16 protein-coding genes are annotated in these 21,164 nt (G+C 31.2%); 6 read left to right on the plus strand and 10 right to left on the minus strand.

The genetic code is table 11. The features are described 5' to 3' along the window. Positions 1-126: 126 nt before the first annotated feature. Entirely contained in the window at positions 127-909 is a 783-nt protein-coding gene (locus V9L05_RS13070; RefSeq protein WP_338792810.1) for a tetratricopeptide repeat protein, read from the plus strand. A gap of 201 nt (positions 910-1,110) precedes the next feature. After that, on the plus strand, positions 1,111-3,105 hold the full coding sequence (locus tag V9L05_RS13075; RefSeq protein ID WP_338812330.1) for a SpoIIE family protein phosphatase: 1,995 nt from the start codon (positions 1,111-1,113) through the stop codon (positions 3,103-3,105). Between the two features lie 279 nt (positions 3,106-3,384). On the opposite strand, the gene V9L05_RS13080 is transcribed toward V9L05_RS13075, so the two are convergent. Then, a complete protein-coding gene (locus V9L05_RS13080; RefSeq protein WP_338792808.1) occupies positions 3,385-4,518 on the minus strand; it encodes a lysylphosphatidylglycerol synthase transmembrane domain-containing protein in 1,134 nt (377 codons plus the stop codon). A 336-nt stretch (positions 4,519-4,854) separates the two neighbouring features. Between V9L05_RS13080 and V9L05_RS13085 the strand changes: the two genes are divergently transcribed. Further along, positions 4,855-6,045: a homogentisate 1,2-dioxygenase gene (locus tag V9L05_RS13085; protein ID WP_338812331.1), complete on the plus strand. Its 1,191-nt coding sequence runs from the start codon at positions 4,855-4,857 to the stop codon at positions 6,043-6,045. Between the two features lie 464 nt (positions 6,046-6,509). Here V9L05_RS13085 and V9L05_RS13090 read toward each other — a convergent pair whose 3' ends face one another. From V9L05_RS13090 to V9L05_RS13105, 4 genes are all read right to left on the minus strand, one after another. Next, complete coding sequence (locus V9L05_RS13090; protein ID WP_338812332.1) at positions 6,510-7,349, minus strand: MBL fold metallo-hydrolase; 840 nt, start codon at positions 7,347-7,349, stop codon at positions 6,510-6,512. Between the two features lie 104 nt (positions 7,350-7,453). After that, positions 7,454-7,861, minus strand: coding sequence for a hypothetical protein (locus V9L05_RS13095; protein ID WP_338812333.1), 408 nt, complete (start codon positions 7,859-7,861; stop codon positions 7,454-7,456). A gap of 153 nt (positions 7,862-8,014) precedes the next feature. Continuing rightward, positions 8,015-8,923 (minus strand): hypothetical protein, encoded by a 909-nt coding sequence (locus V9L05_RS13100; protein WP_338792804.1) that lies wholly within the window; start codon positions 8,921-8,923, stop codon positions 8,015-8,017. Positions 8,924-9,028: 105 nt separating this feature from the next. Then, positions 9,029-9,532: a hypothetical protein gene (locus V9L05_RS13105; RefSeq protein WP_338792803.1), complete on the minus strand. Its 504-nt coding sequence runs from the start codon at positions 9,530-9,532 to the stop codon at positions 9,029-9,031. Between the two features lie 581 nt (positions 9,533-10,113). Here V9L05_RS13105 and V9L05_RS13110 point away from each other — a divergent pair. Both V9L05_RS13110 and rlmN read left to right on the plus strand, forming a co-directional pair. After that, positions 10,114-10,650: an O-acetyl-ADP-ribose deacetylase gene (locus tag V9L05_RS13110; protein WP_338812336.1), complete on the plus strand. Its 537-nt coding sequence runs from the start codon at positions 10,114-10,116 to the stop codon at positions 10,648-10,650. Positions 10,651-11,566: 916 nt separating this feature from the next. Beyond that, positions 11,567-12,646, plus strand: a complete 1,080-nt coding sequence (gene rlmN, locus V9L05_RS13115; RefSeq protein ID WP_338812338.1) for a 23S rRNA (adenine(2503)-C(2))-methyltransferase RlmN — start codon at positions 11,567-11,569, stop codon at positions 12,644-12,646. 199 nt (positions 12,647-12,845) lie between these two features. Here rlmN and V9L05_RS13120 read toward each other — a convergent pair whose 3' ends face one another. Further along, on the minus strand, positions 12,846-13,166 hold the full coding sequence (locus V9L05_RS13120; protein ID WP_338812339.1) for a hypothetical protein: 321 nt from the start codon (positions 13,164-13,166) through the stop codon (positions 12,846-12,848). Between the two features lie 254 nt (positions 13,167-13,420). Further along, entirely contained in the window at positions 13,421-13,837 is a 417-nt protein-coding gene (locus tag V9L05_RS13125; RefSeq protein WP_338812341.1) for a hypothetical protein, read from the minus strand. 154 nt (positions 13,838-13,991) lie between these two features. Here V9L05_RS13125 and V9L05_RS13130 point away from each other — a divergent pair, with 154 nt between their 5' ends. Continuing rightward, positions 13,992-16,970 carry an AsmA-like C-terminal region-containing protein gene (locus V9L05_RS13130; RefSeq protein WP_338812343.1) on the plus strand — a complete coding sequence of 993 codons (2,979 nt, stop codon included), beginning with the start codon at positions 13,992-13,994 and terminating at the stop codon, positions 16,968-16,970. A gap of 123 nt (positions 16,971-17,093) precedes the next feature. Here V9L05_RS13130 and V9L05_RS13135 read toward each other — a convergent pair whose 3' ends face one another. From V9L05_RS13135 to V9L05_RS13145, 3 genes are all read right to left on the minus strand, one after another. Then, on the minus strand, positions 17,094-17,333 hold the full coding sequence (locus V9L05_RS13135; RefSeq protein ID WP_338812344.1) for a hypothetical protein: 240 nt from the start codon (positions 17,331-17,333) through the stop codon (positions 17,094-17,096). Positions 17,334-17,408: 75 nt separating this feature from the next. Then, positions 17,409-19,427, minus strand: a complete 2,019-nt coding sequence (locus tag V9L05_RS13140) for a TonB-dependent receptor plug domain-containing protein (protein WP_338812345.1) — start codon at positions 19,425-19,427, stop codon at positions 17,409-17,411. A 137-nt stretch (positions 19,428-19,564) separates the two neighbouring features. Continuing rightward, positions 19,565-20,908, minus strand: coding sequence for a dihydroorotase (locus tag V9L05_RS13145; protein WP_338812346.1), 1,344 nt, complete (start codon positions 20,906-20,908; stop codon positions 19,565-19,567). Positions 20,909-21,164: the final 256 nt, after the last annotated feature.

Below are 21,164 nucleotides of genomic sequence, written 5' to 3' on the forward strand. Positions count from 1 at the left end.
ACAAATTACAAGAGCAAAAACAGCAAATTAGTAGCACAAATAGTATCTTATTCATAGAACTCAAATAATTTTAAAAATAACTTTGTGATTGACAATTAAATCGCTAAAAATAATTACCATTAAAAAATGAACATTCAAACTATAAATATAGCTATTCAAGAAGGAAATTTCGAAAAAGCTGTCGAAGTTTCTACCAATTTATTGAATGATTTTGCTGAAAATCCTCAAAAAGAGGAATTAAAATTTATTTCAGAAGGGGAAGTTTTATTTCGTCGTGGCTATGCTTATTTCAAACTACAAGAATTTAAGAAGGCATTAGAAGATTACAATTTATCTATTCAGAAAGCTGAAAACCCAAATGCGTATAGTGAACGAGGAGTGCTTTACTTTACAGTTGGAAAACTTGCAGAAGCCTTAGTAAATATGAACATTGCCTTAGATTTAGAACCTGATAATCCATATCGTTACTCTAGCCGTGCTTATATTCGTGCAGCAGCAGGAATGACTGTTTTGGCAATGCAAGATTACAGAAAAGCAGTAGAACTAGACCCAGAGGATGCGATTGCTCATAATAATTTAGGACTTTTAGAAGAAAAAGTAGGTTATCAATTAAAAGCAAATAAGCATTTTGAAAAAGCTGATAAACTAAGAGAAGAGCAAAGCAAGGAAGATAAAATGCTAACCAAGAAAATGGATTCGGAAATTAGCCAAAATGAAGAAAATCAGGCTAAAGATAAAAGTAAAAAAGAAGTAGAAGTAAGAAATGAGACCGTATTAAGTCAAGATTCTAAAGGTGAAATAAATCAAAATCCTACAACTTATCAAGGAGCATTTAAAAAAATATTTTCTTCAAAAGAAGCTTTTAGTAATGCACTAAAAAAGGCTAGAGATGTTTATTTTAAAAAGTAAGATAGTAACAAAGGCTGTTTTTTAATTTAAAAGTAGCCTTTTTGTTTTTTTTGTAGGTAGATAGATACAGATTTTATATATTTGGAGAATGGTCTATAATCTAGTTTACTTAAAATTAAGTAAGATGTTATTTAAGTAACTAACTAGATTTGAAGAAATGATAAAAGTTGAAACTAAGAATTTGTCCATTCTACTTTACGTATGTTATCCAAATTAATAAATATTCAAATAAAGCTCTCTTTTTGTACTCGTTTTATTATTCGTTCTTTCTTTGTAATCGGTTTGTTGTTTTGCTTTTCCAATGCAGTTATGGCACAAACAAAAATTATTATGGGAACGACTAGTGATACAAAAGGTAATTCTGTCGAAGGTGTTACCGTCATTATGCCCAACATTGGTAAAGGAGTCAGTAATAGCAATGGTGGATTTACAATAGAGTATCCAGCTTCAAAAGGATATCCAAAAAAAGTAAATATAGAGAAAGAAGGATATTCTTTGGTAGATTATGATATGGGACGAAATGGTCTTTCTATTACATTAAGGAAATTAGATAAGACTTTGAAAGGACAAGTTTTTGCACAAAAAAATACTCCTTTGGCTGGTGCAGAAATAATTTGGAAGGGTGTAAACTATGAAAAAGTAACTAAGGCTGATGCTGTTGGGAATTTTTATATGGAAATTCCGAATGGAAAAACGGTAACTTCTTCTTCAGAATTTATAATTAATGGAAAAAAAATAAATGGTAGATTTTTTTCTTATAACAACAAATTGAATGAAGTGAATATAGTGCTTTCAGGAGATTTATCTAATCCTGTTTTGAAAGCTGAGAAACCAAAAAAAGAAGAGATTAAAGAAAAGGTAGAAGAAAAATTAGAAGAAGATACTACAACTGTAAAAGAGCGAGTCAATTTAGAAAAGGTAGTAAATGATCTTGAAATGCAGAAAAGTTTGCTTGCAGAACAAGGTTATAAAATACGTAGAGCTATGGAAGAAATAGCTGAAGAACTCAATAGCAGTAACATTACGGCACAAGAAAAAAGTAGATTAAGAAGAGAGCTTGATGCACTCTCAAAACAACTTATAGAAAATGAAGTTGCTTTTGAAGCAGCACAAGCTGAAACACGGAAACTAATGGATAAAATTAGAGGACTTTTGTATGAAAAAGATTCTATTACAACAGCCTTTACAGAAAAAATAGAAGAAGTAGAGGCTGAAAAGGAATTGGCTCGTCTTCAAATGATTGTTGTAGGTATTGTCGCTTTACTTCTCTTAGTAGTTGCTGGTGGTGCTTATTTTGTTTCTCGTAAAATTAATAAGCAAAATGAAGATTTGGAAAAATCAAATCATGACCTCAATCAAACAAAAGGTGAACTAGAAACCAAAATTGAACAAATTGAAACACTTAATAAAGAAGTCACTACAAAAAACCAAAAGATTACTGATTCAATTCGTTATGCCCAAACTATCCAAGAAGCTATTCTACCTGCTGCAATAGAGTTCGAAAAAGCATTTGCAGATTACTTTGTGCTATACTCACCTAAAGACATGGTTTCAGGAGATTTTTACTGGATGACAAATCAATATACATTAGATGGACAAAAAACAGTGTTAGCAACTGTTGATTGTACAGGTCATGGAGTGCCTGGGGCATTTATGTCAATGATTGGAAATACACTTTTGAATGAAATTGTAAATCAAGAAAAAATATTTGATACTGCCCAAATTTTGACACGTTTGCATGAAGGTGTAAAAAAGTCATTACAACAGAACAATATGTCAAATGACGATGGAATGGATGTTTGTATTTGCACCATTCATTTTAATTCTGATGAAACAGCTCATGTGCAGTTTACAGGTGCAAAACGCCCTCTTTATTATTTTCAAAATTCATTTTTACAGAGCTTAAAAGGAGACGTAAAATCTATTGGTGGAAGAGATAGAAAAGAAAAACCTTTTACAACACAAGATTTGTATTTGATGAAAGGAGATTGTTTGTATCTCATGACAGATGGTTTTAGTGATCAACAAAATTCCGATAACAAAAAGTTTGGAACAACACGCCTTTTAGAGTTGCTAGAAAAAAATGCTAGTTTGGCACTTCCTGTTCAAAAACAAGAACTAAATGATGAACTCCAAACGCACAGTTGGGGAGTAGAACAGCGTGATGATATTACAATTGTGGGTGTGAAGATATAATATTGATACAGAACATCTTCATAAAAATCTTGTCAATAGTTTTTGCTAATCTAAAATAACTCTGATTTGTATACAGTCTATTGCACTATTTTCAAAAGTTTTGCAATGTTTTTTGTGCGTTCAACTCCCCAGAGTTGAACGAAACGCTTTTGCCATTGTTGGTGTCTCACCAACGACACAGAAACACACAGCCTATTAACTTCTCTGCTTCCTGTACTTAAACGACTTCATTACCTTAAATTTGTATTAGGCTAGTGACAGTTTTCTAAATATATTTTCTTACTTCTTCTTCTTTTTTCTGTTCTTATTTACTCTAATTAGCCAACGAGGTAAAACTAATGCTCCTATAAATAGATACGGATAATAATAGAAAAGTCTCCACAAAATACCTACTGCTGCACAAAACTCTTTTTGCAAATATTCTGCATAAAACAGACAAAAAACAGCTTCTGCTGTTCCACTGCTTCCAGGGGTTGGAGAAAGAAGCATGACAATCCACATCGCTATCTGACGAGCAAATACGAAAAGATGATCCACAGCATCAAGAGGAGTAAAAGCAGATATCAAGCAGTTGAGCATCAAATAACGAGCTATCCATATAAAAAAGGTTAGAAAAATAGCTTTTATCCATAATGATATTCCACTTCCACGTAATGCCTTGGCAGCAATTATCATTTCGTTGCCTGTATTTATTGCGCCTTCTTGAAATCTTTTGAGAAATTTGATGGATGTAATTTTTATCAAAAGCCATTTAAAACCTTTTGGATTTATGATAAGACCATAGGCAAAAAACATCGCATAAAGCACTGTCAAACCATAACTTACATAAAAAGCTCCTTTTAAACCTTGTTGTTGTACAAATTCGTTGAATATATCTGCCGAAATAGCAGGGAAAACCATAAAATCAAATGAGTTAGAAACAAAAATAGCTAAAGGAGAAAAAACAATAAAAAAGAAATTATCTAATAAGGCAGTCATCATGACGTATGCCATCGATTTTCCAAAGGATAATCCTTCCCGATTCAGAATAAAAATAGCAACGGCCGTTCCACCCACCACAGAAGGAGTAACAGCAGACGCAAATTCCCATAATAAAATAATATACATACTAGATTTCCAAGAAAGCTCTTCATCACTAATCATTCTAATACGATATATGTAACCTGCATCTCTAGCCAACAGCATAATTAAGGCAGCTAAAAACCAAAGCCAGTTTGATTTGCCTAAAGCATCTAAAAAAATAGGAATATCAACTTTTTCTAAGAAAAAATAAACTGCAACACCTAATCCAATCAAAACGGGAATATAAATTTTATTCGTGTTGAGTGTCTTAAAAACTTCTTTTTCATCAGGAGCTTTAGCAGTTACGTTCTTAGAATTTAATTTAGGGTTAGGATTGGAAGTAGAAGACATTGGTATTTATTTCTATTTTTAGTAACATTTTATAAAAAAAAATCTTTCTCACAAAACAAAAAATGGCTTGTTCTAAAAAGCAGTATTGAAAAGAAACTCAAAAAACACACAAAGATAACACAAAAAAATGCCTACCTAATAAAGATATTGGACTAATTTTATGTAAATTTCCATTTTGAGAAAAGATTATAATTTTTTCACCCTCAAAATGTATAATCTTCTCATAATTTGAGTAGTTTGTCTGTAAACTAAAACAGACCAGTAGAGTTCTGTTTTTAAAGAAAAAAAGTAAATTAAAATAAATCACACAATCCAACCATAAAATAACATAACGCAATGAGTTATTATCAGAAAATGGGTCAGATTCCACCCAAACGACATACCCAATTCCGACAAGAAGATGGTAGTTTGTATCACGAACAACTTGTCAGCTCTCGTGGATTTGATGGTATTTACACAATACTTTATCATATCAATCCACCCACAAAAATCAAAAAAATGCTTGAGCCTATTCCTGTAAAAACGGAATTGCTTACAGATTATCCTCTGCAACCTATGCACCTCAAAACTTCTCTTTCTGAAAGAACAGGTGGAGATTTTTTAGATGCTCGTATCCCTTTGCTTGCCAACAATGAGTGTGTGTTGTCAATTTGCAACCCAAGTAAAAATACAATGGATTATTTTTATAAAAATGGCGAAAAGGATGAAGTAATTTATATGCACGATGGAAATGGATATTTATATTGCCCACAAGGAAAATTGAGAGTGAAAAAAGGCGATTATGTAGTCATTCCAAGAACTACAGTTTATAAAATGGAATTTGACGAAAATGAAGTAGATGAAAATGGAAATAAAGTAGAAGTCAGAATGATGATTACTGAATCTCGTGCGCCTATCGAAACAGTTAATCGTTATCGTAATCGAATGGGGCAACTTTTAGAGCATTCGCCTTATTGTGAACGTGACATTCATGGCCCTCAAGAATTAGTTACAGAAAAAGAGCCAAAAGAAACACTTATCAAAACAAAAAAAGGAAATTTTTTACATCAACATGTTTATGATTTCTCTCCTTTAGATGTTGTCGGTTGGGATGGTTGTTTGTATCCTTATACACTTTCAATTTATGATTTTGAGCCAATTACTGGACGTATTCATCAGCCACCACCTGTTCATCAGACCTTTCAATCAGAGGGTGGTTTTGTAATTTGCTCATTTGTTCCTCGTCTTTTTGATTATCATCCAGATTCTATTCCTGCACCTTACAATCACTCAAATATTGATTCTGATGAAGTTCTTTTTTATGCAGAAGGAGATTTTATGAGTAGAAAAGGAATTGACAGAGGCTCTTTTACCATTCACCCTGGGGGAATTGTTCACGGTCCTCATCCTGGAACGTATGAGGCAAGTATAGGTAAAAAAGCAACACACGAATATGCCGTAATGGTTGATACTTTCCGTCCTCTATATCTAACAAAACAAGCATTAGAGTATGTAGATACCAATTATGCGTATAGTTGGTTAGAATAAAAATAGTTGTTTTTCTACCCTTTAAAACTAATAAATGTCAATTCGAAATGTGGTAATCATTCGAATTGACATTTTTATATATAACCTTAACTACTTATTTATCTTTTCTTATTAGGATTTTTGTAACGAGAAATAAATTCTAGTCCTTTAAAGAAACTAAACATCATGGCAAGACCAATAATAAAGAAAAGTAGATAAATTAGCATAGAAATAGGAAAATAATATTTTTTATAAAGAATTTTATCTTATCTATTTTAAGTGTGCCAAAATTGAATCCAAACCTTTGTTTTTATTTTATTTATTTATAAGGTGTTGATTTTTAGATGTTTAAAGTTTTATTGTTTTGCTTAAATTTTTTTTGCTTATCAAAATGAAAAATATTTTTGTCAAAAAAGTAGACTGACTACGAATCATACTCAGAAAGGTTTCAAAAAACAAAAAAAAGTATTAAATGTTTCATTTTTTTATACAAAATCACTCAACATTCCAATTTCTTTTGGCATAATTCCTCTTTCTGTTTTCTGCAAGGTGCAACATTGATTAACTGGGTCGTGTTCGAAAAATAAAATATAATCATTTGCGAGAGCTTCATTCAACAGTTCTTCTTTTTCAGAGAGTGTTTTTAAAGGCTGCATATCATACGCCATAATATAAGGCAGGCGTACATGATGTACTGATGGAATAAGGTCTGCACAAAAAATAATTGTTCTATCTTTATATTTTATTTGAGGTAACATTTGTTTTTCGGTGTGTCCGTCCACAAAACGCAAATCAAACGGCAAAGAATCTGTTTTTTGATTGCTAGAAAGAAGTTTTAGTTGTCCACTTTCTTTTATAGGAAGTATATTTTCTTTTAAAAATGAAGCCTTTTCTCTTGGGTTGGGTTCGATAGCCCAGTTCCAATGTTCTGTATTTGACCAATATGTTGCATTATCAAAAACAGGAATAAGTTTGTTCTTTTCTCTTTTTATTGCGCCTCCACAATGGTCAAAATGCAAATGAGTAAGAAAAACGTCTGTAATATCAGAAGTTGAAAAACCTTTTTGTTTCAACGATTTTTCTAAAGAATCATCGCCATGCAAATAAAAGTGACTGACAAATTTTTCATCTTGTTTATTTCCTATTCCTGTATCAATAAGAATAAGTTTATTTCCATCTTCTATCAAAAGACAACGCATTGCCCACGTACACATATTTTTTTCATCAGCAGGATTGAGTTTTTGCCACATTACTTTTGGAACAACACCAAACATTGCACCACCATCTAATTTGAAAAGTCCTGTATCTATTGTATGTAAAGTCATTTTTTTTGAGATTGGTTTTAAGAGAAATGAAAAATTCCTATATTAGGTACAAGAACCAAAATAGGAATTTTGTTTTTTATAAAAAAATAAAGTTACTCCATCAGTCAAGCCTTAGCTTTTTCTTCACTATCCCAATTTACCACTTGTAAACCTGTTTGTTCAGCATTGTCAGCCATAAATTCTGCAGATAATTGAGAATACAAATCTTTAGGTAGTATAACACTATATTTTTTAAGTCCTGCTACAACGACTTGTGGCATCCATGAGTTAGCAATCCAATCATTTGCTCCATCCCAAGAGCCTTCGTTATTTCTACTGTCATTAAGCCAATTTTTTATTTTATATTTCTTGACTAATTCAATCATGGCTACGCCACCTTGTTTAATATTGTCTTCATTTACCCAGCCAATCCAGTTTGTCAATCCCCAGTTTTGTTCTGGATCATAACCTAATTCTAAGAAAACTTCACCTGTTTCATTTTTAAATTCTTTAATTTTAAGTTTTTGATTCATAAAGACATTTTTTGAGATAAAAGAAAATGTGTTTAGTTTTAAAATATTGCAGAGTTTTTTTATACGTTGTTAATATAAAAAAAAATCCATCTTTAAAGAAATAAAAACGGATTTTTTTGAATTGAAATAATTAAAAAATGAACTTCTGGACTTTTAAACTTCATTTACAGCACGCTCAATCAAACGACTAGCAACAGTTTGAGTTCCTGTATGCTCAAAATAATTTGTCGAAGCATCTAAGAAAGCAGCTACATAATCTAGTTTTGTATCAGCTAAAGAAATATATTCTGAAAGGCTTGCAATTACTTTTTCTGAATTGATATTATTCTCAGATTGAAAATTACTAATCCAGCCTTTTGTGTGTCCGAATGCTTTTTTTACAAATTCTAGTTTGTCGGTAGCACCACTTCCTGGTATATATTGTGCCATTTTTTGGAAAACACTACTATTTTCTACTTTATCTACACTTACCGATTGAAGTTTGTTCATTACAATTTCGGCAAAATCAGGACCTAGAGGAAGCACACCATCAAAGGCTACAATTCCTGCCATACGCATTTTGCTTTCTCCTGCATAATTGCCTAATGCACCCACAAAATCACCAAAACTATCTCCAGGGATTCCATTTATTTTTGTAAAAGCTAGAAGTTCAGCCGTAATTTTGATAGCCAAATCAATACTCTGAATTGTATCAGCTTTTGGAGTAAGGTCTTTCATAAAAGAAAGCATACTAAAACTATCAGCCAATTTATCAGCCATTGCAGCAGCTCCAAGAGCTGTATCGGCTGTATCTACCATTTTAAAAATTTTGATAGCCGTTTGATAGCCTTGCGAATCGTCATTGTAAAGCTCTATTGCTTTTTCTTTTACTTCTCCTAAAAACTCCTCATCTGTTTCGCCTGTAACATCACGCATTAAGGCATCAAAATCAGTCGGATTATTCCATTCTCCTGGAACTACAAAATCTAACGCTTTCAGCGCATAAATAGTAACCCCAGATTCAGGTAGGTTATTTACAGCATCTACAATAGAAACTGGTTTGTCGTCAGAACCAAAAAACATATAGTTGTATATTTAAGTAATTGAAAAGGTTTTTTAAGAAAAAATGAGTTTCTCAAACTGTCAAGATACTTTTAGAGTATTTAGACAGATAATTGAGTTGAAAAATTATTTTAAGTTGGCAAGTCCAGCAAGATCAAATTTTTCGAACCAAGATTTGCGAGTTTTATCATCAAAGCTATCTTCTTTCGAACGAATACTGATTTGATAACGGTCAGCAACCAAAATAGTAGTTCCTTTAGAACCTTTTGTAAGCGCAGGGTAAGATGCAATGTACATCGTTGCGTCTGCATATTTTGCTTTTGTATCCATATTAGTACTCAAATCACTAATTGCAAGAGTAGCTACTTCTATTCCATCTTTTTCTAAACTAGCTTGTACAAATCCATCTTTTTCTTGATTATAGATAACTTTGTATGCTCCTTCCTCTTGTGGGAAAAATTTATTGAGCGCACCTCCTTCAACTTCTTCTTTAGGCATTTCTTCGGTAGCAGTCGAACCATTATCTATTGTAGTTGTTGTTTCTGTGTTAGTTTGTTTCTTTCCTCCACAACTAAAGAGGAAAGCCGAACTTAGTAATAGGGCAAATAACGAAATACGAAATTTTTGCATGTGCATAATATAAGGTGAAATTTAGTGATAAAATGAACTTTAAAACCTAGAAAATCTTTGAATATAAGAAATAGAAATTGGTATCTTATTCTATCTTAAATTCTCTAATTATTCTATTATTTACCTCAATGTACAAATTATCATTCAGAATTAGAATAATTTTTGTTGATTTTTGATTGAAATAATCGGAAAAAGTTAAAATTTCAAACTCTATTCATTCTGCTTTAAAGTTTGATTCTTAAACTATAAGCTAATAAAATACAACAAAAAACCCTTCTTACTGCAAGAGCAAAAAGGGCAAAAAGTAATTAGTTGTGAAAAAGTAGGAGTCAAAAAAATAGCTTTTAGTTGTTTACTACTTTCCCTAAAAATGGCTACAAAATCAATTGTTGAGCTTTTTAGAAAGAAGTAAAAACTGCTTTTAACAGGTTCTTTGCTAATTCTCCAAAACAATTTTTTCAGAATTGTATTTGTTTTCCTTATAATGTCCCAAACATAGTCATTATTTTTTAAAATACACTATTTATGACAAAAAAATAGTAGAAAAATGCAGTAAAATTTAATTATTAATCCAAAATAACATGTCAGTTAAATTTTTATTACAACGAGGAGATATTACCAAAATAGCTGTTGATGCTATTGTAAATGCTGCAAATACATCACTGTTGGGTGGTGGTGGCGTTGATGGTGCAATTCATAGGTCAGGAGGAAAAGAAATTTTAGAAGAATGTATTAAAATACGTAACAAGCAAGGAGGTTGTAAAACTGGAGAGGCTGTTTATACAAAAGCAGGTAATTTATCAGCTAAGTATGTTATTCATACGGTAGGTTCAGTTTGGCAAGACGGAGAACACGGAGAAAGAGAACTTTTAGCCAATTGCTATAAAAACTCATTACAAATTGCTGAAGAGTTGCAAATCAAATCTATTTCATTTCCTAATATAAGTACAGGAGTTTATAAGTTTCCAAAAGAAGAGGCTGCCGAGATTGCTCTAAATACTGTAAATAAGTTTGTAAATCAAAGTAAAAATTCTATCTTAGAAGAAATTATCTTTGTTTGTTTTGATGAAGAGAATTATAAAATTTATGAGCGTTTGATGAGATTATCTAATTTATGATTAAAAGAAAAAAGAGGTTATCCTAAAACTAGGATAACCTCTTTCAATACTATTTTACTACCAAAACACAATCTTTAATATTGAAGAATAAGAATTATTCTTATAGTATTAAAGATGCTTTGCTCTTTAATATTTTTAGTGATTTTTGATTTTTACAAAACGTTATTTCTTTCTTTATACTTGTCATCTGATATAGTAGATTTATCTTTTGCTTCAAATTCATTAGTAACACCATTCTAGTGTTTGGTTTTAAAAGATAAATCCAATTGCAACTACTAAAAGAAATGCCATGTAAGGTAAAATTATTTTTTTTGATATTGATAATGTTTTAATTGTGTGTTAGGAGAATATAATAAAGTTAATTCACTTAGTAGTATGTCTGCATACCATTAATAGAAATAAAAAAGTAACCAATATACTTTTTTATATAGCTTAATTATTAAGCTGTTTTGTAGCTGCTTAGCTAGTTATGTAAAGTAGTTATCTTTGTTAATTATTAAACAAATTAAGCAGGTTAATTTTACATTTCCAAATTTTTAGCCATAAATTCATAAATAATTTACAGTGTGAGTTTTTTTAAAAATTGATGCTTTTTTAAATTTTGTACGTTGTTTATCAAATTTTTATTGATAAAAGATTCAATTTTGAATTTTTGATAATAAAATCACATTTAATTAGCAAAATTGTAATTAATGTGATTAATTATTTTTGGTGATTTTTTTGATAACTCTTGATAATTAAGGTTTTAATACTTGAAAAAATGATTTTTTTTCTAAGTTATGAGATAGAGCTTTTATGATAAAAAAGGTGGAAATTATATTCAAGAGCTTCGAATTATAATTAATGCTCTAATAATTTCGTATTTTTGTAAAATCAAACAAAAAATAAGAATAAACTGAAAGAATAATTTACTGCTATGAATACGCCAACTATAAAAGTATCGCTTCAAGAGATAGAAAATAAAAAAACAGATATCCGAAAACTAACTTTAGCCGAAATTTCGGAAGAACTACAAAAATTAGGAGAACCAAAATTTAGAGCAAAACAGATTTGGCAATGGCTTTGGGAAAAATCAGTTACTTCATTTGAGCAAATGACGAATCTGTCTCAAAAACTTAGAGAAACGTTGCAAGAAAATTTTGCTATTAATGCCCTTACCATTTCAGAAGAGCAAAAAAGTAATGACGGAACTGTAAAATCTTCTTTTCGATTGTATGATGGCAAAATAGTAGAAGGCGTTTTGATTCCTGTTAAAGATAGAATGACAGCCTGTATTTCGTCACAAGTGGGTTGTTCACTTTCTTGTAAGTTTTGTGCAACAGGTTATATGGGTAAGAAACGAAATATTGAAGCTGCCGAAATTTATGATCAAGTAGTTGCTATTTCAAAGCAAGCAGAAGAGAATTTTAATCAACCTCTTTCGAATATTGTTTATATGGGAATGGGCGAACCATTGATGAACTATAAAAATGTTTTGCAATCTATTGACAGACTGACTTCTCCAGATGGACTAAATATGTCGCCAAAAAGAATTACTGTTTCGACAGCAGGAATTGCAAAGTTTATCAAAATGCTTGCCGATGATAACGTCAAATTTAATCTTGCTTTGTCTTTACATGCTGCAAATGATGAAAAGCGAAACGAAATTATGGATATTAATGAGAGTAATTCGTTGGAAGTTTTGGCAGAAGCCTTGAAGTATTTTTATGATAAGACAGGAAATAGAATTACATACGAGTATATTTTGTTTGATGATTTTAATGACTCATTGAAAGATGCCGATGAGTTGTATCGTTTTTGTAAGCACGTTCCTTGTAGAGTAAATATCATCGAATATAATCCAATAGAAGAAGCTGAATATAAGAAACCAACTGAAGAAAGAATAGAAAAATTTGCAGGTTATTTGATTAAAAGAGGTGTACGTACAACTGTCAGAAGAAGTAGAGGAAAAGATATTGATGCAGCTTGTGGGCAACTTGCCAATAAAAAGGGTTAATTCGTAAAAACTAAATAGCACTTTTCCAAAGAATGAGTTTTATCTCATTGTTTGGAAAAGTAATACCATCGTAAAATAAATTATTCTGTATTTCTTTGCTTGTAAACCCTGTTCAATTTATAATTCTGCCACTGTCGGTGTCCCCACCAACGATAGTAAAACATAAACAAATTTATGTCACACTGTATTTATAATGAAATTATTTTTTGTTTCGTTCTTCTCTAATTACTACAATTTCATTGACAGCGTTGATAGCATCAAAACGAATCTGAACAAGTCTGCGTTCTCCAGTTTTGACCTTTTCAGAATTTGAGTTTTCACACTTTTCAGAAGCATCAATATAATACGTATAAAATTTTTGATTACGACTATATAGCTCTGCAAAATCAGGCTTGCCTAAAATTTTTCGTAAATCTATTTCGTCTAATCCTTCTAGTTTAGGTTTGATTTTTTCCAAATCTTCTAACATTCCTGTACGCACACTTTCACAACCATTTCTGTCCATTTTCCAAGCTTTCATGTCAAATTCACTTTCGGTTATAGCATTTGGATCAGAACAAGATGAAACTAAAAAACTTAAACACACAAAAAAACTAAAAACTAAAAAAACACGATTAAAAAATTTCATTCTATTTTTTACAATTAATTTGATTGAATACTATTTCGACAAATATACTATGCTATATTCATAAGTCTATCTTCTACTACCTAAAAGTCTTTTGTGATAATAGATTGTTTGATAAAATTAAAAATAGGAAGAAAGGATTTTTACTATCAATTTTTTGTTGTAATCTCTTCAGAATCAAATGTTTCTAAACTTGTCTTTATACTCACATCTCCATATTCTTCTATTAAAAAATGCTCAACAAAATAATTTCCTTTAAAATAAATTGTTGAAAGAGATTGATTTGATAAATAATGGATTTTCAACGTTTTGGCTTCTATCAAAATGCTTTTTGATTCGATAGGAATATAATAAAACCTACTTTCTTTATCTTCTAAAGTCCATTTATCAAGTTCAAAATTTAGATAATTCCAACCTTGAGGAAAAATAATTTTATCAAGATTTACATTTTCATAAAATATAGAAACTTTCCAAAGCATTCTACCATTATTTATTTCTTCACAATCTAAAAATTGGATTTTTAGCTTTTTATCTGCTGAAATTTTTGAAGGAATAGCTTTGTACATATTGAAGTTTAAATAAATTTCACTATCTTTTTTCTTAACTTTAAGTTATCTTTCGACTAAAATTCTATATTTTTTCTGTAAAAAAGAAATTCCTTATTGTAAATATAATAGTTGTTGTTGGTATCCTCACCAATGACACCATAATCAAATAAATATGAAAATAGTAAAAAAAATATCCATTGTCATAATTGTTCTATTAGTTTTGCTAGTAGGAGCAGTTTTTCTTATTCCTGTGCTTTTTAAAGACCAACTCAAAGCAAAAGTAGAGAAAGTTGCTAGTGAGCAGGTGTTGGCAGATGTAAAATTTGGAGATTTTGATATTTCTATCTTGCGTCATTTTCCAAAACTGACCGTGCAATTAGAAAATATTAGTGTAATTAATCGTGCGCCTTTTGAAGGAGATACTCTTTTGGCTGCTAATAATTTTGAGCTTGCACTTAATTTTATGTCAGTCTTTAAAGATAAAGTCGAAATCCATAGTATTTATGCAGACAAACCTCTTGTAAATGTTCGTGTTTTGAAAGATGGACGAGCAAGCTACGATATTTATGAAAGCACAGCAACCGAAGAAACCACAACAGCAGATACAGCAGCTTTCGAAATTGGATTAGAAAAATGGAATATTAGTGATGGAAGAATCCGTTACCAAGATGATACCTTGAAAATGATTGCTATTATTGAAGGCTTAAATCACACAGGAAGTGGAAACATTACGACTGATAAGTATGATTTGAGTACAAATACGACAATCAATGATTTGTACATTAATTTTGAAAATGTGGCTTATATTGCTCATAGACCTGTTTCGGCTGATGCAACGCTTGAAATGGATATGAAAAACATGAAATTTACTTTCAAAGAAAATGAATTTAAAGTAAATGATTTGCCTTTGAAAATGGATGGATGGTTGAGTATGCCTGAAAATACGGCTTCTATTCTGATGGATTTGAATTTTTCTACTCCTGAGACAAACTTTAAAAGTCTGCTTTCTTTGATTCCCCCTGTATTTTTGAAAGATTATGAAGGTTTGGAAGCAAAAGGAGAGTTTGTTTTTAAAGGAATGACAAAAGGAGAATTTAATTCAGAGAAAGAATTATACCCAGAGTTTGATATTTCACTTTTGATAAAAGATGGGTATTTCAAATACCCAGAACTTCCAACGGCAGTAGAAAATGTAAATGTTGATATGCAGGTTGTAAACACTACAGCAAATTTGAATAATACAGTTATTGATATAAAAACATTTGGAATGAATTTGGGCAAAAACCCAATTAATGGAAAAGTTAGAATTCAAGGATTAGAAAAATATGATATTGATGCAAACATAAATGCAACAGTAAATCTTGCTGAGCTGGCAGAAATTTATCCAATGGACAGCTTAGAAATAAAAGGTTTGTATAATCTAAAATTACTTGCAAAAGGAGTTTATGATGAAGCTCAAAACCGTATTCCTACCATTGATGCAGATATGACATTGAAAAATGGATATGTCAAATCACTTGCTTATCCGATTCCGATTGAAAATCTTGAAGTAGAAGCACACGCCAAAAACACAACTGGACAAATGGAAAATATGCGTGTCGATTTAGAAAAAATCACAATGCAAGTAGAAGGAAAACCTTTTTCAGTTAGTGGACATACAGAAGGAGTTGAAAATCTTGTGTATGATCTGATGATAAAAGGTGAATTAGATTTGGCTACAATTACTAAAATTGTCCCTTTAGAAGATATGACTGTTACAGGTCTAATAAAAGTCGATATCGAAACAAAAGGCTCAACGGCTGCTTTAGATGCTGAAAAATATGATCAACTTCCGACAAGTGGAGATTTGTCTGTACAGAATTTGGTATTTACAAGTGTAGATTTGCCACAAGGAATGAAAATCACAAATGCAAAAGTGAGTTTTACACCTCAGCAAATGATTTTGGATTCTTTTCAAGGATTTTTAGGGAAAAGTGATATTGCTCTTACAGGTGGACTTTCAAATTATATTGCTTATGCGCTTGCTATGGCAGGTTTTCAAGAAGGAAAGCCTGTAATTCGTGGAAATATGAATCTTACTTCAAATCAATTTAATGTTGATGAATGGATGACAGAAACAGACGACCCAACAACTGTTGAAGATGAAACAGGTGTAGTAGAAGTACCAAAAGATATTGATTTTACATTCAATGCAACAATTGAAAAAGTCTTGTATGATAATATGACTCTTAATAATATGCGTGGTTTGGTGCGTGTAAAAGATGGTGAAGTCAGAATGGATAACCTTACTTTTGATGCTGTTGGAGGAAAATTCAGAACCAGTGGACTTTATAGTAGCAAAGATTTGGCTCGTCCTATTTTCTCTTTTGATTTGGATATTATTGAGGCAAATATTGGAGAAGCATTCAAAACTTTTTCTACAGCAAAAGCCTTTGCTCCTTTAGCAGAAAGTTTGGATGGAAAATTCTCTCTTAATAACTTCAATATCACAGGACTTTTAAAATCGGATATGATGCCAGATATGGCAACACTTTCAGGAGGTGGAATGATGAAAATTGTTGATGCAATGATGAAAGATAATCCTTCTATCAACAAATTAGCTGCTGTTGCAAATATGCCAAAACTCAAAAATAGTCGTTTAAAAGATGTAGTGATGCAAACCAAAATTGAAGATGGAAAAATGAAAATTCAACCTTTCGATTTGAACTTTGCAGGTTATAAATCTACTATTGGAGGAACAACAGCACTAGATGGAGGACTTGATTTTCATTTAAAGGTAGATGTTCCAAAAGAAGAAGCTCTTTCGTTAGTAAGTGGATTGGTAAATATCAAACCAGAAGATATTGAAAACTCTACTATTCCTTTGTTTTTCAATATTGGAGGAACATACAATAGCCCAAGTGTAGCCATGGATAATTCGGCTATTAAATCTCAAATCAAATCTAAGGTAACTCAAACACTCAAAGAAGAAGCTACCAAAACAGGAAAAGAGTTATTAAATGATTTCTTTGGAAATAAAAATGATTCGAAGACTGATTCTACTAAATCTACAAAAGCTGATTCTACCAAGACAACAAATCCAATAGAAAAAGCAAAAGAAGACCTAAAAAACAAACTAAAAGGTTTGGGAGGTTTTGGCAAAAAGAAGTAACTTTTAGTGATTAACATTTAATTATTGTTTATGAAAAAATCCATTATTTATTCTTTGAGTAAATAATGGATTTTTGTTTTCTAAAAAATATCTGTACTATTCAATTTCAATTGGTAGTGTTATTTAATATCTATTTTGTTTTGTATCAACATCTAGATTTAACGAAAACAAGCCAACATTATAAGGCAACAAATCATCATTTATATCTCTGATAAGATTTTTGAGCATATCTTTGTTAGCTCTTATTTTAAAATAATCTTTTTCTGATTCTGAATCTGATTCGTAAAACTCTATCATCTTCTGTGTTTCCAAAATTAAATGTAGAGTTCTGAATATCGCTTTTTCATTTGTTCTATTGTCCATCTATTTTTATTTAAATTCTAAATACTATTGAATTTCAACTGGTAACTGATTACTACTTACTGGTAACTGCAAAAACTACCAATTTACATCATAATTAATTTTGAAAATAAACTCTCTTGAAAGATTTGGTAAAGGGGTATGTGCGCCATCATAAGGCTGCATAAAAGGAGGCGATTGATTGAATAAATCTTGAATCCCTATAGAAACATTAATTCCACTTCTCAAAAAATCTTTATACATAAACGAAATATTGAAAAGTGTATTTGAATCAAATTTTTTCAAAAGTAGTTCTCCATCTTGAGTTTCAGAATTATACGCATAACGACTACTCAGCCAAACTAAAGAAGTATTGAGTTTTAGACTTTTGTAAATAGAATGATTTGCCCAAATAGAAAGTTTTTGAGGTGCAAGTCCTAAAAGTTGATTTTTATCTTCACTTACAGCAGAGGTATTCACTACTGTTTTTCCTGCAGCTGTATAATAGGAGTAAGTTACTTCTACAAAACCTTTTTTTCCTTTATAACGAAGTTCTAATTCTGCCCCTCGTGTTCCAGTTTCTTTTTCATTATTATAACCTTCTATTGTATTACTTTCTACAAAATAAATAATTGGGTCTTTGGTAGTAATATCATAAAAATTAAGTGTTGTTGAAAAATTAGGGGAGAAAATATATCCAATTTCAGATTCTAGAACTGTAGTACGCTCAGGTTTTATGCTTTGATTAATACTCAAATTGATATTTTGTACACTTGGCGCACGAAAAGCATTGCTATATAAGAGTTTTAAATGCAGTTTTTTCCATGACTTAGTAAGTCCAAAACGAGGAACAAAAGTAGAAGGATAAAAGCTATGATTATCATATCTAGCTCCTGCTGTAATATTTACTAGTTTTGTTTTCCATAAAATCTGACTAAAAAAAGCAACATTATTAAATTCAATATAATTTTTTTCATTAAAAAAAATAATATCATCATACGCTGCATCATACCAAAACTCACTTCCTAAAGTGAAAATTAGATTTGAGCTAGGACGATAATTTCCTATTAGATTAGAACGAAAACGCTGAGTATACTCCCTTGAAAATACACCTGAATAAACAGTATCTCTACTCAGAAAAGCCCAAGGACGAGAAAATGTGTAGGAAATACGAGGAGTAATAGTCAGTTTTTCATTTACTTTAATTATATACTTTGCATCTATAATTCCTGTTTGAAATATACGTTGAAATCTATTGGGAGCTTCATAAGCAAATCCTATTTTTGTATTATTTCTGTAATCATCCCAGATACCTCTTATTTCTAATTTTTTATAGTTGATTCCTACTTGAGCAGTAAAAGTTTCGATGAGAGAGTTTTGGCTCATATCAACTTTATTACCTAAGCCATCTATAAAAAACTGATTACTTCTCAGTGCATTTCCTTTAAAAATACTTCCCCATGCTTTCCAATCAATAGAAGAACGTCCTAAAGAAGCTGTGAGATTTTGACGAAGTGGGCTATTTCTATCATTATTATTTTTTACTTTTCCTAATGTATTACTAATCTGCAAACCATTCAAGTTTTCACTTCCTCTTGTAACAATATTGATAACACCATATTCTGCAAAGCCTCCATAAATAGCCGAACCAGCACCACGAATAACTTCAATACGTTCAATTAGAGAAGGTGGGAAATGATTACCTAATTGTGTAGTTCCATACATAAGTTCATTCATTTCTAATCCATCAATCATTAATAAAATTTTGCCTTCATGCGCCCAGTTGCCACGCAACCCTATTCCCACAACACCATTTACATCAACACCAAAATCAAAACCTTGAATATGACGCAAAATATCCGATAAATCTCTTGCATTCATTGCCTCAATATCAGCACGAGTAATCACACTTACCACACTAGGCGCATCCCGTAAGCGAAGTGTAGTTTGAGTAGCAAGTGTAATCAAATTATCTGTCGAATCCTGTTCTAATTCTTCTAAGGCAAATTTATAGCGTTCATAATTGAGTGAATCTGAAGTTTGTTGGGCAAAAAGGGAGTTTTGAGTTAAACAAAATAAAAATGCAAAAAATAATTTATTTATAAATTTAGTGTTCATGAGCAACTTCTGTAAATTTGATAGTCGTTCAATTTAAAGATTTTTTTGTTTTATACAACAAAAAAGGAACTTAATAAATTAAATTCCTTTTTGGTTTAGATTAAAAGTCGATATAACTGAAATTAACTGATGACTTTCTAGTTTCTATCAAAACTAATTCTCATTCCTTTTTCGCTCTCATCAAATTCTCCATTTTGATATGCCAAATGTCCCGAAACAATTGTATGTGTAATCTGAGAATCAAACGTATTTCCTTCAAAAGGCGACCAATTACATTTATATTCTAAGTTTTCTTTTGTTACAACAGTTGCTTTTTCCAAGTCAAAAAGAACTAAATCAGCAAAATAACCTTCTCTTACAAAACCTCTCTCTTTTACCTGAAAACAAATTGCAGGCGCATGAGCCATTTTTTCAGCTATTTTTTCTAGAGAGATTTTATTTTGCTTATACGCTTCCAAAAGCATCAAAAGAGAATGCTGAACCAAAGGAACTCCAGAAGGAGCATTCCAATAATTTCCCTGTTTTTCTTCCCATGTGTGGGGTGCGTGGTCGGTTGCAATGATATCCAAACGGTCATCTAAAAGTCCTTTCCAAAGCGCATCTTTATTTTGAGCTTCTTTTACGGCAGGATTACATTTGATTTGAGAACCTAACTTTGCATAATCTACAGCATCAAACCAAAGATGATGAACACAAACTTCTGCTGTAATTCGCTTTTCTGCTAAAGGAATTTTATTAGTAAATAAATCTAATTCTTTTGCTGTTGAGATATGCAAAATATGCAAACGAGTATTGTATTTTTTGGCAAGTTCTACTGCCAAACTAGACGACTTATAACAGGCTTCTACACTTCTAATTTCTGGGTGCAAACGCATCGGAACATCATCGCCATATTCTGCTTTTGCAAGTCTTTCATTTTCTTTTACAGTTGCTTCGTCTTCGCAATGCGTAGCAATAAGCATATCAGTTTGACTAAAAATAGTTTCCAAAACCTGTCTATCATCGACGAGCATATCGCCAGTAGAAGAACCCATAAATATTTTCAGACCACACACATTATTCTTGTCTGTCTTCAAAACTTCCTCTAAATTTTCATTCGAAACGCCCATAAAAAACGAATAATTAGCGATAGAATCTTTTGCACCAATTTCATATTTGTCAGCTAATAATTTTTGAGTGAGAGCTTGAGGTTTTGTATTTGGCATCTCCATAAAAGTAGTTGTTCCCCCTGCAACAGCTGCTTTTGCTTCTGTATAAATTTGTGCTTTTTGGGTAAGCCCCGGTTCTCTGAAATGCACTTGGTCGTCAATTACGCCTGCCATTGCATATTGTCCCTTTGCATCAATGACTGTATCAGCTTTTAGATTAGATAAATTATTTTCGATACGGCTAAATCTTCCATTTTCTATAAAAATATCTTTTTCTTCGATTTTTCCTTCGTTGATGAGCTTGGCGTTTAGGATTAAAATGGATTTTTTCATGTGTTTATTTTGAGTTAATTATAGGTTACTCAACTATTTTTTTAACCCTCGTTGACAGCTTCATTTGAACCTCAACGACGGTTAGTTAGCTCTACTTTTAAACCGTCAACGAGGCTCAAATGAAGCCGTCGTTGAGGTACAAAAATAGAAATAGTAGGGTATATTAGATTATTTGTAACCTAAAATTAGGTAATATAAAATATTCTTACAAAACGGTATAGTTACTATTTGGTTTGGAAATACCCTCAAAACCAAC

The organism is Bernardetia sp. Wsw4-3y2, assembly GCF_037126295.1.
Lineage (GTDB): Bacteria > Bacteroidota > Bacteroidia > Cytophagales > Bernardetiaceae > Bernardetia.